18 protein-coding genes are annotated in these 16224 nt (G+C 54.3%); 10 read left to right on the plus strand and 8 right to left on the minus strand.

The window, feature by feature from the left end; all coding sequences use genetic code 11:
• Positions 1-61 precede the first annotated feature (61 nt).
• The 7 genes from potG (at position 62) to EoCCA6_RS19325 (ending at position 6967) form a co-directional block, all read left to right on the plus strand.
• Positions 62-1195, plus strand: a complete 1134-nt coding sequence (gene potG / locus EoCCA6_RS19295; RefSeq protein ID WP_131632878.1) for a putrescine ABC transporter ATP-binding subunit PotG — start codon at positions 62-64, stop codon at positions 1193-1195.
• Positions 1196-1204: 9 nt separating this feature from the next.
• Positions 1205-2158 carry a putrescine ABC transporter permease PotH gene (gene potH / locus EoCCA6_RS19300; RefSeq protein ID WP_152084017.1) on the plus strand — a complete coding sequence of 318 codons (954 nt, stop codon included), beginning with the start codon at positions 1205-1207 and terminating at the stop codon, positions 2156-2158.
• Complete coding sequence (gene potI / locus EoCCA6_RS19305; RefSeq protein ID WP_152084018.1) at positions 2155-3000, plus strand: putrescine ABC transporter permease PotI; 846 nt, start codon at positions 2155-2157, stop codon at positions 2998-3000. The genes potH and potI overlap by 4 nt, the downstream gene beginning before the upstream one ends.
• 42 nt (positions 3001-3042) lie before the next feature.
• Positions 3043-3540: a YbjO family protein gene (locus EoCCA6_RS19310; protein ID WP_152084019.1), complete on the plus strand. Its 498-nt coding sequence runs from the start codon at positions 3043-3045 to the stop codon at positions 3538-3540.
• Between the two features lie 40 nt (positions 3541-3580).
• Complete coding sequence (gene rlmC, locus EoCCA6_RS19315) at positions 3581-4711, plus strand: 23S rRNA (uracil(747)-C(5))-methyltransferase RlmC (protein ID WP_152084020.1); 1131 nt, start codon at positions 3581-3583, stop codon at positions 4709-4711.
• A 95-nt stretch (positions 4712-4806) separates the two neighbouring features.
• On the plus strand, positions 4807-5514 hold the full coding sequence (locus tag EoCCA6_RS19320; RefSeq protein WP_152084021.1) for a response regulator transcription factor: 708 nt from the start codon (positions 4807-4809) through the stop codon (positions 5512-5514).
• On the plus strand, positions 5498-6967 hold the full coding sequence (locus EoCCA6_RS19325) for a sensor histidine kinase (protein WP_152084022.1): 1470 nt from the start codon (positions 5498-5500) through the stop codon (positions 6965-6967). The genes EoCCA6_RS19320 and EoCCA6_RS19325 overlap by 17 nt, the downstream gene beginning before the upstream one ends.
• 85 nt (positions 6968-7052) lie before the next feature.
• On the opposite strand, the gene artJ is transcribed toward EoCCA6_RS19325, so the two are convergent.
• The 6 genes from artJ to EoCCA6_RS19355 all read right to left on the minus strand — a co-directional run bounded on the left by artJ (position 7053) and on the right by EoCCA6_RS19355 (position 11577).
• Positions 7053-7784 (minus strand): arginine ABC transporter substrate-binding protein ArtJ, encoded by a 732-nt coding sequence (gene artJ / locus EoCCA6_RS19330; RefSeq protein WP_152084023.1) that lies wholly within the window; start codon positions 7782-7784, stop codon positions 7053-7055.
• A gap of 177 nt (positions 7785-7961) precedes the next feature.
• Positions 7962-8630 (minus strand): arginine ABC transporter permease ArtM, encoded by a 669-nt coding sequence (artM, locus tag EoCCA6_RS19335; protein WP_152084024.1) that lies wholly within the window; start codon positions 8628-8630, stop codon positions 7962-7964.
• Positions 8630-9346 carry an arginine ABC transporter permease ArtQ gene (gene artQ / locus EoCCA6_RS19340; protein WP_152084025.1) on the minus strand — a complete coding sequence of 239 codons (717 nt, stop codon included), beginning with the start codon at positions 9344-9346 and terminating at the stop codon, positions 8630-8632. Before artQ ends, artM begins: the two co-directional genes overlap by 1 nt.
• 6 nt (positions 9347-9352) lie before the next feature.
• Positions 9353-10084, minus strand: a complete 732-nt coding sequence (gene artI / locus EoCCA6_RS19345) for an arginine ABC transporter substrate-binding protein ArtI (protein ID WP_152084026.1) — start codon at positions 10082-10084, stop codon at positions 9353-9355.
• A 19-nt stretch (positions 10085-10103) separates the two neighbouring features.
• Positions 10104-10832, minus strand: coding sequence for an arginine ABC transporter ATP-binding protein ArtP (gene artP, locus EoCCA6_RS19350; protein WP_152084027.1), 729 nt, complete (start codon positions 10830-10832; stop codon positions 10104-10106).
• Between the two features lie 226 nt (positions 10833-11058).
• On the minus strand, positions 11059-11577 hold the full coding sequence (locus EoCCA6_RS19355) for a lipoprotein (RefSeq protein WP_152084028.1): 519 nt from the start codon (positions 11575-11577) through the stop codon (positions 11059-11061).
• 107 nt (positions 11578-11684) lie between these two features.
• Here EoCCA6_RS19355 and EoCCA6_RS19360 point away from each other — a divergent pair, with 107 nt between their 5' ends.
• The 3 genes from EoCCA6_RS19360 to EoCCA6_RS19370 all read left to right on the plus strand — a co-directional run bounded on the left by EoCCA6_RS19360 (position 11685) and on the right by EoCCA6_RS19370 (position 13729).
• On the plus strand, positions 11685-12008 hold the full coding sequence (locus EoCCA6_RS19360; RefSeq protein WP_006174327.1) for a heavy metal-binding domain-containing protein: 324 nt from the start codon (positions 11685-11687) through the stop codon (positions 12006-12008).
• Positions 12005-12835, plus strand: a complete 831-nt coding sequence (locus EoCCA6_RS19365; RefSeq protein WP_152084029.1) for an N-acetylmuramoyl-L-alanine amidase — start codon at positions 12005-12007, stop codon at positions 12833-12835. Before EoCCA6_RS19360 ends, EoCCA6_RS19365 begins: the two co-directional genes overlap by 4 nt.
• A gap of 270 nt (positions 12836-13105) precedes the next feature.
• Complete coding sequence (locus EoCCA6_RS19370; RefSeq protein ID WP_152084030.1) at positions 13106-13729, plus strand: helix-turn-helix domain-containing protein; 624 nt, start codon at positions 13106-13108, stop codon at positions 13727-13729.
• Here the strand turns inward: EoCCA6_RS19370 and EoCCA6_RS19375 are convergent, their stop codons facing one another.
• Entirely contained in the window at positions 13730-14368 is a 639-nt protein-coding gene (locus tag EoCCA6_RS19375) for a hypothetical protein (RefSeq protein WP_152084031.1), read from the minus strand.
• Positions 14368-15945, minus strand: a complete 1578-nt coding sequence (locus EoCCA6_RS19380; protein WP_152084032.1) for an ExeA family protein — start codon at positions 15943-15945, stop codon at positions 14368-14370. Before EoCCA6_RS19380 ends, EoCCA6_RS19375 begins: the two co-directional genes overlap by 1 nt.
• Positions 15946-16224 lie beyond the last annotated feature (279 nt).

A 16224-nucleotide genomic window follows, 5' to 3' on the forward strand; every position in this document is an offset into this window, starting at 1 on the left:
GGCAACTGGCGCACCGTTCTGGTGCGCCTGCACCAGTTTGATTTCTGCCGGAGAACACCCCGTGAATGATGCGATCCCCCGCCCGCAGGCGAAAGTCCGTAAAGCGCTGACCCCGCTTCTTGAAATCCGTAACCTCACTAAATCCTTCGACGGCCAGCATGCCGTGGACGACGTCAGCCTGACTATCTATAAAGGCGAAATTTTTGCTCTGCTCGGTGCCTCTGGCTGTGGCAAATCCACACTGCTGCGTATGCTGGCAGGCTTTGAACAGCCCACCGCGGGGCAGATTGTGCTGGACGGCGTGGATCTCTCCAGCGTGCCGCCGTATCAGCGCCCAATCAACATGATGTTCCAGTCCTACGCGCTGTTTCCGCACATGACGGTTGAGCAGAACATTGCTTTTGGCCTGAAGCAGGACAAACTGCCGAAAGCCGAAATCACCGCGCGCGTGGCCGAGATGCTGAGCCTGGTACACATGCAGGAGTTCGCGAAGCGTAAACCACACCAGCTCTCTGGCGGCCAGCGTCAGCGTGTGGCGCTGGCCCGCAGCCTGGCGAAACGCCCGAAACTGCTGCTGCTCGACGAACCGATGGGGGCGCTGGATAAAAAACTGCGTGACCGCATGCAGCTGGAAGTGGTGGATATCCTGGAGCGCGTGGGCGTGACCTGCGTGATGGTGACCCACGACCAGGAAGAGGCAATGACCATGGCCGGACGTATCGCGATCATGAATCGCGGTAAATTCGTGCAGATAGGCGAGCCGGAAGAGATTTACGAGCATCCAACCACCCGCTATAGCGCGGAGTTCATCGGCTCGGTCAACGTCTTCGAGGGGCTGCTGAAAGATCGTCAGGAGGATGGGCTGGTCATCGAATCGCCGGGGCTGGTGCATCCGCTGAAGGTCGACCCTGATAACTCGGTGGTGGACAACGTGCCGGTCTATGTTGCTCTGCGTCCGGAAAAAATCATGCTCTGCGACGAGCCGCCTGCTGATGGCTATAACTTTGCCGTCGGAGAAGTGGTACACATTGCCTATCTGGGCGACCTCTCTATTTACCATGTACGCCTGAAAAGCGGACAGATGCTCAGCGCCCAGTTGCAGAACGAACATCGCTATCGCAAGGGACAGCCGACCTGGGGCGACGAAGTGCGCCTGTGCTGGGATGCAGACAGTTGCGTCGTGTTGACGGTATAAGGAGCGATCATGAGCACACTTGAACCTCCAGCCCGCGTAAAAAAACCGGGCGGTTTTGCGCACTGGCTGGCGCGCATGCAGATGGCGCATGGCCGCAAGCTGGTGATCGCCATGCCGTATATCTGGCTGATCCTGCTGTTCCTGCTGCCGTTCCTGATTGTCTTTAAGATCAGCCTGGCGGAGATGGCGCGGGCGATCCCGCCGTATACCAACCTGCTGGACTGGGCAGACGGCCAGTTGACGCTGACGCTAAATCTTGGCAACTTCCTGCAGCTCACCGACGATCCGCTCTATTTCGAAGCGTACCTGCAGTCATTGCAGGTGGCGGCGATCTCGACGATCTGCTGTCTGGTGATGGGCTACCCGCTGGCGTGGGCGGTGGCGCACAGCAAGCCGTCGACGCGTAACATCCTGCTGTTGCTGGTGATCCTGCCGTCGTGGACCTCATTCCTGATCCGCGTTTATGCGTGGATGGGTATCCTGAAAAACAACGGCGTGCTGAATAATTTCCTGATGTGGCTGGGCGTTATCGACCAGCCGCTGACGATTTTGCACACCAACCTCGCGGTCTACATCGGGATTGTTTACGCCTATCTGCCGTTTATGGTGTTGCCGATCTACACGGCGCTGACGCGTATTGATTACTCGCTGGTGGAAGCCTCGCTGGACCTGGGCGCACGCCCGCTGAAGACCTTTTTCAGCGTGATTGTGCCGCTGACCAAAGGCGGGATTATCGCCGGGTCGATGCTGGTCTTTATCCCGGCGGTCGGTGAGTTCGTCATCCCGGAACTGCTCGGTGGGCCGGACAGCATCATGATTGGCCGTGTGCTGTGGCAGGAGTTCTTCAACAACCGCGACTGGCCGGTGGCCTCGGCGGTGGCGATCGTCATGTTGCTGCTGCTGATCGTGCCGATCATGTGGTTCCACAAACATCAGCAGAAACAGATGGGAGATCACGGATGAACAACTTACCGGTAGTGCGCTCCCCGTGGCGAATTCTGATCCTCGTGATTGGCTTTACCTTCCTGTATGCGCCAATGCTGATGCTGGTGATCTACTCGTTCAACAGCTCCAGGCTGGTCACTGTCTGGGCGGGCTGGTCGACGCGCTGGTACAGCGAACTGTTTCACGACGATGCGATGATGAGTGCGGTAGGGTTAAGTCTGACCATTGCGGCGCTGGCGGCGACGATGGCCTGTGTGCTGGGGACGATTGCCGCGCTGGTGATGGTGCGCTTTGGTCGTTTCCGCGGGGCGAACGGTTTTGCCTTTATGATCACCGCGCCGCTGGTGATGCCGGATGTTATCACCGGCCTCTCGCTGCTGTTGCTTTTCGTCGCACTGGCGCACGCCATCGGCTGGCCGGCGGATCGCGGCATGCTGACCATCTGGCTGGCGCACGTCACGTTCTGTACCGCCTATGTTGCGGTGGTCATCTCCTCCCGCCTGCGCGAGCTGGATCGCTCTATTGAAGAGGCGGCGATGGATCTCGGTGCAACGCCGCTGAAGGTCTTTTTCATCATTACCTTGCCGATGATTATGCCTGCGGTGATTTCCGGCTGGCTGCTGGCGTTTACGCTCTCGCTCGACGATCTGGTTATCGCCAGCTTTGTCTCTGGCCCAGGGGCGACGACGCTGCCGATGCTGGTCTTCTCCAGCGTGCGCATGGGGGTCAACCCGGAAATCAACGCTCTGGCCTCTATCATCCTTGGCGTGGTCGGAATTGTCGGATTTATCGCCTGGTATCTGATGGCGCGCGCGGAAAAACAGCGTGTGCGTGATATCCAGCGTGCAAGACGCGGCTGAAGCATTTAAAATTCCCAGTGAAGTGCCGCGCATGACGCGGCACTGTTTTTCAGGGAAGTAAAAACATTGGGATTCTTACAAAAATCACGTCATACGCACGCTCGTCCGAACGTTCCTGCGCTGGTGCAGGTGGCGGCGCTCGCCATTATTATGATCCGCTGTCTGGACGTGCTGATGATTCTGAATACCTTAGGCGCGCGCGGCATCGGTGAGTTTATTCACCGCAGTGTGCAGACGTGGAATCTGACGCTGGTTTTTTTCAGCAGCCTGGTGCTGGTTTTTATCGAGATTTACTGCGCATTTTCGCTGGTCAGAGGGCGAAACTGGGCGCGTTGGGTCTATCTGCTGACGCAGGTCACGGCTGCTAGTTACCTGTGGGCCGCTTCGCTGGGGTATGGCTACCCGGAGCTGTTCAGTATTCCCGGCGGCTCCCGACGCGAGATTTTTCACTCGCTGGTGATGCAAAAACTCCCGGATATGCTGGTGCTGTTCCTGCTCTTTGCACCTGCCTCCAGCCGACGGTTCTTCCGCCTGCAATAATGTGTATAATCGCAGCCCTCGTTTTCCTGAAGGTTTTCATATGCAGTGCGCACTCTATGACGCCGGACGCTGCCGCTCCTGTCAGTGGATAGAACAGCCCGTCCCTCAACAACTCACCGCTAAAATGATCGATCTGCAACAGCTGCTGGCTGAACACGCGGTGGGAGAGTGGTGCGCACCTGTTAGCGGGCCAGAACAGGGTTTTCGTAATAAAGCCAAAATGGTGGTCAGCGGCAGCGTTGAAAAACCGCTGCTGGGCATGCTGCATCGCGACGGCACACCGGAAGATTTGACCGGTTGCCCGCTTTATCCTGCCTCATTTGCACCGGTTTTCACCGCGCTCAAACCGTTTATTGCTCGCGCAGGGTTAACGCCCTATAACGTTGCCCGCAAGCGCGGTGAGCTGAAATACCTTCTGCTGACCGAAAGCCAGCTCGATGGCGGGATGATGCTGCGCTTCGTGCTGCGCTCGGAAGCCAAACTGGAACAACTGCGCGCGGCGTTGCCGTGGCTCCAGCAGCAGCTTCCACAGTTAAAGGTCATTACCGCCAATATTCAGCCTGTGCATATGGCCATCATGGAAGGGGAGAAAGAGATTTTCTTCACCGAACAGCACGCGCTGGCAGAGCGTTTTAATGATGTGCCGCTGTGGGTTCGCCCGCAAAGTTTCTTCCAGACTAACCCGACCGTCGCGAGCGCGCTGTATGCCACCGCACGCGACTGGGTTCGCGCGTTGAACATCCATCATATGTGGGATCTGTTCTGCGGCGTGGGCGGTTTTGGCCTGCACTGCGCCACGCCCGAAATGCAGCTGACCGGGATCGAAATTTCCGCCGAAGCCATTGCCTGTGCGAAACAATCCGCCGCGGAACTGGGGCTAACGAATCTTCATTTTCAGGCGCTGGATTCCACCCGCTTTGCGACCGGCCAGGGCAACGTGCCGGAGCTGGTGCTGGTCAACCCGCCGCGTCGCGGCATTGGTAAAGTCCTGTGTGACTATCTCAGCCAGATGGCACCAGATTACCTCATCTACTCCAGCTGCAACGCGCAGACGATGGCGAAAGACATTGCTGACCTGCCGGGCTACCGTATTGAACGCGTTCAGCTTTTCGATATGTTCCCGCATACCGCGCATTATGAAGTGCTGACGTTGTTGGTGAAAACGCGCTAATCCATAGCCATCGCATAACCTTAAACAAAATGTGAACTCTTCATCCCTGCGAAATCAGGTAATCTTAAGACAACGAAATGAATTAAGGCTTACCCATGAAGCAGATCCTGCTGGTGGAAGATGACCACGATATCGCAGCACTCCTGCGTCTCAATTTAGAAGACGAAGGCTACACCATCACCCATGAATCCGATGGCGGCAATGCGTTACAGCGGCTTGAAGCACAGCCGTGGGATGCGGTGATCCTCGACTTAATGCTCCCCGGCGTCGATGGTCTGGAGATTTGCCGTCGCATCCGTCAGATGACGCGCTACCTGCCGATTATTATCATCAGCGCCCGTAGCAGCGAGACGGACCGCATTACCGGCCTGGAAACCGGGGCCGATGATTACCTGGCAAAACCGTTTTCGGTGCAGGAGCTGATTGCGCGCATTAAAGCGCTGTTTCGCCGTCAGCAGGCGATGGGGCAGGTGCAGACTTCCGGTCTCATTCACGCTCACGGCCTGACGATCGACCCGCTGGCACGCACGGTGCGCCTGAACGGGCAAGACGTCGATCTCACTCCGCGCGAGTTTGAACTGCTGTACTTCTTTGCCCGCCACCCCGGTGAAGTCTTTTCCCGTCTCGCTTTGCTGGAGCAGGTATGGGGCTATCAGCACGAGGGCTATGAACACACCGTTAACACGCACATTAACCGCCTGCGCATCAAGATTGAGAAAGATGCTGCCGAGCCGGAGATCATTCGCACCGTCTGGGGCAAAGGCTACAAATTTGCGGAGCTGAAGCATGATGCGGCGCTTTAGCCTGAGCCAGCGGCTGACGCTGCTGTTCATTCTGCTGATGATGCTCTGCGCCGCCGTCGCCTGCGCGGTGCAGCTTTACAACAGCATGCAATACGGCAATGCCATGGTACAGCGGCTCTCCGGTGGCCTGGCGCAGCAGATTGTACAGCGTGAACCGATTTTGAACGCCCAGGGCAGGGTTGATCGTGACGTACTGAAGCCGCTGTTTGATCGGCTGATGACGTTTAATCCGAGCGTTGAGCTTTATGTCGTCTCTCCGGACGGTGAGCTGCTGGCCGATGCGGCACCGCCAGGCCATATCCAGCGGCCAAAAATCGACATTGCGCCGCTGCAGACGTTTCTCAGCGGTGCGGCAATGCCGGTTTACGGCGACGACCCGCGTAGCCAGAATCAAAAGGTTTTCAGCGCCACGCCGCTACGCCAGGACGGTGAGCTTAAAGGCTATCTGTACATTATTCTCCAGGGCGAAGAGTCAAACGCGCTGGCAGAGATGGCGTGGCATAAAGCGCTCTGGAGCACGGCGATGTGGTCTCTGTTGCTGGTGGCGCTCTTTGGTCTGCTGGCAGGGCTGCTGCTCTGGTACTGGGTGACACGTCCGGTAAAACAGTTGACGACGGACGTCGCAGGGCTGGAGCAGGACAGCATTAGCGCCATCAAACAGCTGGCGGCACAGCCGCTGGAGCCCGCGGCAAATGATGAAGTGGTGACTCTGCGCAACACCTTTATCGAGCTTGCACGCAAAATAATTTCTCAGTGGGATCAACTGGCCGACAGCGACCGTCAGCGCCGGGAGTTTATTGCCAATATTTCGCACGATCTGCGCACACCGCTCACCTCGCTGCTGGGGTATCTGGAAACCTTGTCGCTCAAGTCCGCCACGCTGACGCCACAGGAGCATCAGCAGTATCTCGCCACTGCGCTGCGTCAGGGGCAAAAGGTGCGTCACCTTTCGCAGCAGCTGTTTGAACTGGCGCGCCTGGAACATGGTGGCATTAAGCCGCAGCGCGAACGCTTCGCGATGGCGGAGCTTATCTCTGACGTGGCGCAGAAGTTCGAACTGACCGCCCGCACGCGTGAACTGAATCTGCATATTGATGTGCCGGGTCCACTGCCGCTGGTTAATGCGGATGTGTCGATGATTGAGAGGGTGGTGACAAACCTGCTGGATAATGCGATCCGCCATACGCCCGCGGGCGGAGAAATCCGTCTGGCGGTGTGGCAGGAGAATGAGCAACTGCAGGTTGAAGTGGCAGACAGCGGAACGGGGGTGAATGCGGCGCTACGCGACGATCTGTTTCAGCGTCCTTCTGCGTTAAATTCCCAGGCATCGCGGGAGAATCGTGGCGGCTTAGGGCTGCTCATTGTGAGACGGATGCTGGAGCTGCACGGCGGTGGGATCAGGCTGATGGATTCGGTGAGCGGGGCGCGTTTTCGCTTCTTTGTGCCGCTGTAGAGTTGCCGGATGGCGTTGCGCTTATCCGGCCTACAGACCACCCCCGTAGGCCGGGTAAGGCGAAGCCGTCACCCGGCAAAAGACATTATTGCGGGAACCACTGGTCGCTGATTTTTTGATACGTGCCGTCTGCTTTAATCGCTTTCAGCGCGCCGTTCAGTTTTTCCAGCAGGGCTTTGTTATCCGGACGCACCGCAATGCCCAGGCCCGTGCCGAAATATTGCGGATCGGTGACTTTCTCCGTCGCCGTACCCAGTTGCGGGTTGGTTTTCAGCCACTCGTTGACGACGGCAGTGTCACCAAACACCCCATCAATACGGCCATTTTTCAGGTCGATAATCGCATTCTGGTAGCTGTCGTAGGCCACGGTTTTCACTTCAGGGTGTTTGTCCTGCAGGTATTTCTGGTGCGTGGTGCCGTTTTCCATCCCGATGCGCTTGCCTTTCAGCTGGTCAAAAGAGGTGTACGCCCCTTTCTTCGCAATCACCACCGCGGAGTTCGCGTAGTACGGGTCGGTGAAGGAAACCTGTTTGCTACGCTCCGGCGTGATGTCCATCCCGGAGATCACCGCGTCGTATTTTTTGAATTTCAAAGACGGGATCAGGCTGTCGAACGCGTGGTTGGTGAACGTGCAGTCGGCCTGCATCTGTTTGCACACGGCTTTCGCGAGATCGATATCAAAACCGACGATCTGGTTGCTGGCATCCAGCGATTCAAATGGTGGATAGGTGGCTGAAACGCCAAAATTGATTTTCTCTGCCGCTGTAGCGCCAGCGGCGAAAGTTGCCAGTAATGCGGCCAGAACTAACTTTTTCATTGTCATACTCCCGTCTGTAGGTCTTATGAAGGTACAATGCCATTTAATGAATTTGTATGCAATATAAATGATTAAATATTTACTGTTGAATAAAAAAATGCGGATAACCAGAAAGTTACCCGCATTGATAAATCACATTTATGCACTTCTCGCCAGGTGGCGCTGCGCTTACCCGGCCTACGATCTGCGCTCAAACGCTAACGCTTTACGCTCGATCAGGCGCATCATCAGCGTCAGCAAACCATTGACCACCAGATACACCAGACCTGCGGCACCAAATACCATCACGTCGTAAGTACGTCCATACAGCAACTGCCCGTGGCCCATCACTTCCATCAATGTGATGGTGTAGGCCAGCGAGGTACTCTTGAACACCAGCACGACTTCGTTGGAATACGAGGAGAGCGCACGTTTAAAGGCGTAAGGCAACAGAATCGCCAGCGTATCTTTTTTGCTCATCCCCAGCGCCCCGCAGGACTGCCATTGTCCTTCCGGGATCGCGCGGATCGCACCGTAGAACAGCTGCGTGGTATACGCCGCACTGTTCAGGGAGAGCGCGATCAGGGCGCACAGCCACGGCTCAGAGAGCAGATGCCAGACAACCGGATATTCCTGCAAAGACGGGAACTGGCCCGGTCCGTAGTAAATCAGGAAGATCTGCACCAGCAGCGGCGTACCGGTAAACAGAGTGATGTAGCCGCGTACAATCCACACCAGCACCGGCGTTTTCAGCGTCAGGATGATGGTAAAGATCAGTGCCAGAATCAGGGCCACGATGATGGACGCCACGGTCAGCGTCAGGCTGGTGTGCAGCCCTTTCATTAGCTCGGGTAAATACTCAAGCATCAGCCTGGTCTCCGTTCAAAACGCGTTGCACGCAGGTCAATACGCTTAAGGATGTATTGGCTCAGCAACGTGATCACCAGGTAGATAGCCGCCGCCACGATGTACCAGGTAAAGGGCTCCTGGGTGCGGGTGGCGATACTTTTGGTTTGCAGCATCAAATCGTTAACGCTGATCAGGCTCACCAGCGCGGTATCTTTCAGCAGCACCAGCCACTGGTTCCCCAGGCCCGGCAGGGCATGACGCCACATCTGCGGCATCACCAGGCGGAAGAAAATCGCCGCTTTCGACAGGCCTAACGCCTGACCGGATTCCCACTGCCCCTGTGGTACGGCTTTCAGCGCACCGCGCAGGGTTTGCGAGGCATACGCAGAATAGAGCAGGGAGAGGGCAATCACGCCACACAGGAACGGGCTGACGTCAAAATTCTCTATCTGCATTTGCACCGGGATCTGTGCAAATCCAAGATTAATCGTAAAGCCGTCCGACAGCGTTAACAGTAGCTGTGACGAGCCAAAATAGATAAACAGGACCACCAGAATCTCCGGTAGTCCGCGCAATACCGTGACCAGCGCTGAGCCAAGCCATGCGACGGGACGCCATTTGACTGACTCCCACACCGCAAAGAACATCGCCAGCGCCAGGCCGATAACCAGTGCGCAAACGGCAAGGCCGACGGTCATCCCGGCGGCGCTTGCTAAAGGAAAAATTTCATTCATCAGGAATTACTTCTGGAACCATTTTTTGTAGATGGTTTCGTAGGTGCCGTCTTTCTTCACTTTTTCCAGCGCAGTGTTGAATTTCTGCTGCAGCTCAGTGTTGCCCTGACGAACCGCGATACCCAGGCCAGTGCCGAAGTAATCTTTATCCGTTACTTTATCACCCACGGCGGCCAGTTTATCGTTCGCTTTCAGCCATTCGGTCACGACTGCGGTATCACCGAATACGCCGTCGATACGGCCATTCTGCAGATCCAGCTTCGCATTCTGGTAGCTGTCATACGGAACGGTGGTGATTTCCGGATGTTTATCCATGATGAATTTCTGGTGCGTGGTGCCGTTCTGCACGCCGACTTTCTTACCTTTCAGCTGATCAACAGAGGCATATTTACCTTTCTGACCAATAAACAGCGCGGAGTTGTCATAGTAAGGCGTAGTGAACAGAACCTGTTTTTCACGCTCAGGGGTGATGTCCATACCGGCCATCACGGCATCAATACGACGGAACTTCAGGCTTGGGATCAAGCTGTCAAACGCCTGGTTACTGAAAGTACAGGTCGCGTCGATCTCTTTACATAAAGCGTTTGCCAGATCCACATCGAAGCCAACAATTTTGTTGTTTGCATCGATAGATTCAAACGGAGGATAAGACGCTTCGGTGGCGAAACGAATAGTCTGGGCTGCGGTAGCGGAAAGGCTGACGCTAGCAAGCAGCGCGGCAATCAATACTTTTTTCATTATCATTTTCCCTAACACATCAGTGAGATAAGTAATTTTTAAAGGCATCGGTTTGCGGGTTTGTGAAGCAGCTCGCGTCACCTTGCTCAACGATATACCCATTTTCCATGTAAACCACGCGGCTGGCGGTTTTACGCGCCACTTCCACTTCGTGAGTCACAATGACCTGAGTAATGTTAGTTTCCGCCAGCTCACGAATGATGCTCACGATCTGGGCGGTAATTTCCGGGTCCAGCGCTGCGGTTGGCTCGTCAAACAGCAGCACCGCAGGCTCCATCATCAGCGCACGGGCAATCGCCACGCGTTGCTGCTGACCACCGGAGAGGTGCAGCGGATAGCGATCGCTGTACGGCTTAAGACGCAGACGTTCCAGCAGCTTTTCGGCGCGCGCCATCGCCTGGTCTTTGCTTAAACCGAGCACGCGGCAAGGCGCTTCAATCAGGTTTTGCAGGACGGTCAGGTGCGGCCAGAGGTTGTATTGCTGAAAGACCATGCCGACGTTTTGACGCAGCTCGCGGATCGCTTTATCAGACGGCGTTTTCGCAAAATCGAAATGGTTACCGGCAATCGCCAGCGTACCTGAACGGGGCATTTCAAGCAGATTAAGGACGCGCAGAAGGGAGCTTTTGCCTGCGCCGCTTGGGCCGAGCAAAACCAGCGTTTCGCCCTCCGGGCAGTTCAGCGTAATGTCAAACAGCGCCTGGTGTGCGCCGTAGAAGCAGTTAATGCCGTTTAGTTGAATACTCATCGGGGCAGTCTTTACTCATCCAGGCAATCTATAGCAATTGAGGCCGCAGATAGTACCGTTGACAGAATAGTTATGCAATATTTCTGCGTTAAAAGTTAAATATAACCCGTAATCCTCTCTAAACATAGCACAAAATAGCGATGGGCAATGACGGCGAGTATAAATGTCGGCATTCCGCATGAAATGCCGGACATTTTACGGGGTTAACATTTTTATAACGGATGGCTTAGCGGTTCTCAATCGACTGGCGAAGCGTGCCAGCCGGGGCATGAACGTTGCCGCCGATGTAGTGCACGTCGTCTACCGCCCAGCACTGGCCTTCGCGGATCATCAGCACTTCATCCTGCCAGGTCTGGCTGCCCTGAGTCAGCTTCACGCGCAGCGGAATGTTTCGCGCATCGGTGTTCGGGATCGTTGAAGCACTGGCGACCTCGGCGCTATCCGGCAGCGTTGCGCGGCTGGAGAACGGATCGGATTTGAGCAGCGCATTATGCTGTGGATCGCGCGAAGCGTCGTTCAGCAGTTTTGCCAGACTATCGCTCAGGTACGGGCGCAGGGCGGTGATGTCGTTACCCCGGTGCTGGATGCGATAATCATAGAACTGTTGCGCCACGGTATCCGGGCCGCCCTCAATACAAGGGCCGCTACGCGTACCGATATCCTTAAAAGCTGGCGTGACCGGGGTGGTGCAGGCGCTGAGCACCAGCGCGCACGGCACTAAAAGCGTTAAAGCAGAGTAGCGCATGTTGATTTCCTTATTTATTAACTATCCTTTCAATCATAGCGTAACGAACCGATAATGCTGTTGAAGTTATAGCCTAAGGCATTGAACGCTAAAGAAGGAGAGTAAGTATGCAGTTTTCAACAACGCCAACCCTGGAAGGGCAGCCGATTACCGAATATTGCGGCGTGGTCACGGGCGAAGCTATTCTCGGCGCGAATATTTTTCGGGATTTCTTTGCCGGTATCCGCGACATCGTCGGTGGCCGTTCGGGGGCCTACGAAAAAGAGCTGCGTAAGGCGCGCGAAATCGCGTTTAAGGAGCTGGGCGAGCAGGCAAAAGCGCTGGGCGCGGATGCCGTTGTGGGTATTGATATTGATTATGAAACCGTTGGTAAAGATGCCAGCATGCTGATGGTGAGCGTAAGCGGTACGGCGGTGAAAACGCGTCGATGAAACGCTCGCTATCCACACTCCTGCTGGCGCTGCTGCTGGCAGGATGTGCTACCGAAAAAGGCATTGTTGATAAAGGCACCTACGAGCTGGATACCCGTCACCAGGCGCAGGCGGCGTACCCGCGTATAAAGGTGCTGGTGATCCACTACACCGCCGATGATTTCGACACCTCGCTGGCGACGTTAACCGACAAAAACGTCAGTTCTCACTATCTTATCCCAGCTAAACCTCCTGCACCGGATGGCAAACCGCGCATCTGGCAACTGGTGCCTGAAAGTGAACTGGCGTGGCATGCCGGATTGAGCTTCTGGCGCGGTACAAACCGTATCAACGACACGTCTGTCGGCATTGAGCTGGAAAACCGTGGCTGGCAGATGAATGAGGGTGTGAAAACATTCGCCCCCTTCGAGCCTGCGCAAATCGCGGCGCTTATCCCGCTCGCCAGAGACATTATTACCCGTTACAACATTAAACCGCAGAACGTGGTGGCCCATTCCGATATCGCCCCTCAGCGTAAAGACGACCCAGGTCCGCTGTTTCCCTGGCGCGAACTGGCGCAGCAGGGGATTGGTGCCTGGCCCGATCCCGAACGCGTGACGTTTTATCTGAACGGTCGGCCACGCTTTCAGGCGGTCGATACCGCGATGCTTCTCGACCTCTTAGCGCGTTACGGCTATGACGTGCCTGAAAACAGCACGCCAGCGCAGCAGAAAAGAGTCATTAGCGTTTTCCAGATGCATTTTCGTCCGCAGTTATGGAATGGCGTTGCTGATAGAGAAACCATGGCGATCGCCGAAGCACTTTTAGAGAAATACGGACAGGGGTAATCCTTGGGTTTACCCCCAAAGACGTATTTTTCTCATGTTTTTCTTAAGATTAATCTTAGGTACAAATTCAATTCATTTTTAGTTAATTGACTTAAAATTATCCGGATTTAAGATGGACACATAGCTTGCTAAGCAATGCAGCAAAAAAATATTTAAAGCATCAGTTTTTTATTCTCTCTTTGAGAACATTATCAGGAAAATATTCCTGAACTCAGGTTATTTAACCTCAGTCCTGATTTTTAAAGTTCACATCTTATAACGGGTATAACAATGTTAAGCATCTATGCTAAAAAATTACGTCCACAAAACGAAATGGACGCTATTATTTCTGCAACGTCAGGTTTCGAAGAAAAAACGTTAAAGAAATGGCAGAAAATCTCCACTGCAGATTCCCAGTATATTCATATTATCGTCAGCGGCGAAGTAGAATTCCGACGCGAATCTGACGAATTATGTATGTTCACCGTTCAGGGACAGTGCATTTTCGGTCTTTCATCCATCTTCTATCATTCAACCCACATGTATGGGCTTGTGCGTGCAAATACCGTTGTCCGCTCCATAAAAAAAGATGTTTTTACACAGCTGATGACCGATAAAAATCTCTGGCCTGAGCTGGCTAAAGTGCTTGCCTGCTATGTCTGCATGCTGAGCAAACGTGATGACGTTCTGGTTGCCCGCAGTGCGTATTCTGTTGTACGCGAGTTTTTATATGAAATTAATGAACTGATTGTTGAACATAAACGCGATATTAATGTTTATGATTACATTCAGGAGTACACTAATCTGGCTCGCAGCACCATTATTAAAATCCTCTCTGACCTGAAGAAAGGTCAATACATTGTGGTGGAAAAAGGTCGACTTCTTAATCTCACCGCACTGCCTGAAAAATATTAATTACTCCAGCCGGTCTCCTTTTTCACTTAACGGAGGCCGGGAATTATCTTTATGTAGCATCCCAGATTGCGAATTATCCTGCGTTTCGTCAACCGGCGGCGCGGGAATTTTCCCTTGCGCATAATCCTGCTCTTGTTCTTTGAGCGCCTGCCTGAATAATTCTTTTAACGATGTATCGTCATTATCTGTACGGCTATTCTTAACGGCGTCGACATCATCGTGCGCCTCTGTTCCTGGTAACGTATCACGTGACGTATCGTGCGGAATATTACCGTCAGGTGCCTGTTGCCAGTCAGCGTCGTCGTTATTAATTGGCAGATCCTGCATCGCGGGGATCTCCTCATGCACCGGCGCAGGTTTCGGGTGTGGATGCGGGAAAGGTTTACTCACATACACGTAATGCATATCCGACAATTGCGTTTCAGGTTTGGCGACGCTTGCTTTTACCGGTTCAGGTGCGGGGTGTCGCAAGTTCCAGTAAACGTGTGCGTAAAGCCCGGCAACGAGCATGGCACAAAGCCCGAGCATCCATAAAAAGGTATGACCGACGACTTTTCTCAGGCTGGGGACGCGGTATGAAAACCAGACCGCCTCCCCGGTAACGTAACTGCGCTGGGCCGCAAGACAGATGGTAGACATTAGGAACTCTTCTCCTGCGTTTTCGCGGCGGGTTCTGAACGGGATGTCTGGATCAACACGTTCGGCGTGGTATTGGTATCCCGCATTAACTGCATCAGTGTCTCTTCTCCCGGAATGCCATCCACATGCAGATTAGCCTTCTGCTGGAACGCGCGGGTGCGTTTCATTAACTCCGCCGTCCAGGTCTGGGCGTGTGTTTCGGGCTGCGAAAGTGCCAGACTCAACTGCTGATCGAGCCACGTCAGCTCTTTGCTGTCGCTGGCGGCACTGATAGCGTCTTTACCTTCTGGCGTCAGGCGGTGCAGCTGCGTGTAATTCCCGGTCGCATGTTGGTTAAACCAGCTGCGGCTTACCTGCCATGTACGATTATTCATCAGCAGGTCGATTGAGTTGTCCCCGACACGGGCAACAACGGCATAATTAAGGTGATTACCGGTTTTCATTTCACTCACCCACGGATAGCCTTCGTGTGCCAGCGCATCCGGCGAGGCATTTCCCTGTTTACACATCAGGTTAACCCTGGCGGCGTTCTGACACAGCGCGTCTTCCGCCGATGCATCGTAACCCCACATCAGGTAAAGCTGGTGCATGGCATCCGGCTGATTGACCATTTCATTGTCGATGACCGGCACGACAGGCACGTCTGCTTTCGGGGTCTGCTGTTTCCAACTGATCGGCACCGGCAACTGAACCGGCAGCCTGGCGTTGATTGACGATGTTAAATACCAGCCGCAGGCAGCGAATAATACAGAGGCGAAAAGTCCAACGGTTGCCAGGCGCTTACCGGGTCTTTTCGCGGGGAGGATTTCGCCAGCGGCCAGACGTAAATGACGCGGGCTCACCTGTGCTGCGCGTTCCGTCCAGGCGGCAATCAGGGACAGGTGCGCCAGTTCATTGAATTTACTGATGTGACCTTTTGTTAGCGTATGCATTTTGCGAACGCGGGCGGGAGATAACGGTGCTGTTTCGCAGCCCAGCTCCTCGCATTGCGTCTGCACATAGCTGAGATATTCACGACAGGTCAGGCCACGCACCACATGGTGCGTATGCACAAACTCCTGAAGCCCTGACTGCTGCATCAGAACCGTTTCCTGATCCACTGCGCCCGTCAGCACAATCGCTAACTGAAACTCAAGCTCCTGCGCACGGGCCAGCAACATTCCCAGTACCTCCCGGCAGCTCTCCTTCATGGCTTCCATGTGGGAAATCACCAGCACTTTACTTTTCGTCTTGCGGGAAGTGCTCTCTTCAAGCCAGTGACGCAGTACGGCATCGACTGCCTGGACGCGGCTTTTATTCTCTTTACTCTCCGGGCTGAGTTTGTACAGCAGGCTACTGGCACTCAGTTTTGGAAAAGCATTTACAGAAAGTACGTCGCGGCAGGCGGCTTTCAGCGCATCGCTGAACTGGCAAAGCAGCGCGGTGTCGTGACAAAAGAGCCCGGTAATTCCCGCCGTCCGGGTTTTCTCCTTCAGCAGGTTGAACACGTCCTGATGATAAGGCACAAAAAAGTCACCCGATACGCGGGTGACCTTCCTGAATGGCGGATTTTTAAAATTAAAATGACTCTGATACATAACGACTTACCGTCTCTTTACATGAATAGCACTGGGACGAAAAAGTAAGCTAAGCGCTACGTCTGGTCAATTTGCAGTCAGAGTAAAAATAACCTGTCTTTCAGCCTTAACATCTGGTTTTTTCCCGGTCAATATTTTTCTTCATCAAAGTTAATGGCAAAGCTGGTGGTCGATTTTGAGCCGACTATTTACTATTTGCATCACATATTGGCGCAGCACGACGCTGCTTATTTTCGCTTTGCTAAAGGCCAGATGAATAATGAGTTTCTCATTTCTCTC

The sequence above is a fragment of the Enterobacter oligotrophicus genome (genome assembly GCF_009176645.1).
GTDB lineage: Bacteria > Pseudomonadota > Gammaproteobacteria > Enterobacterales > Enterobacteriaceae > Enterobacter > Enterobacter oligotrophicus.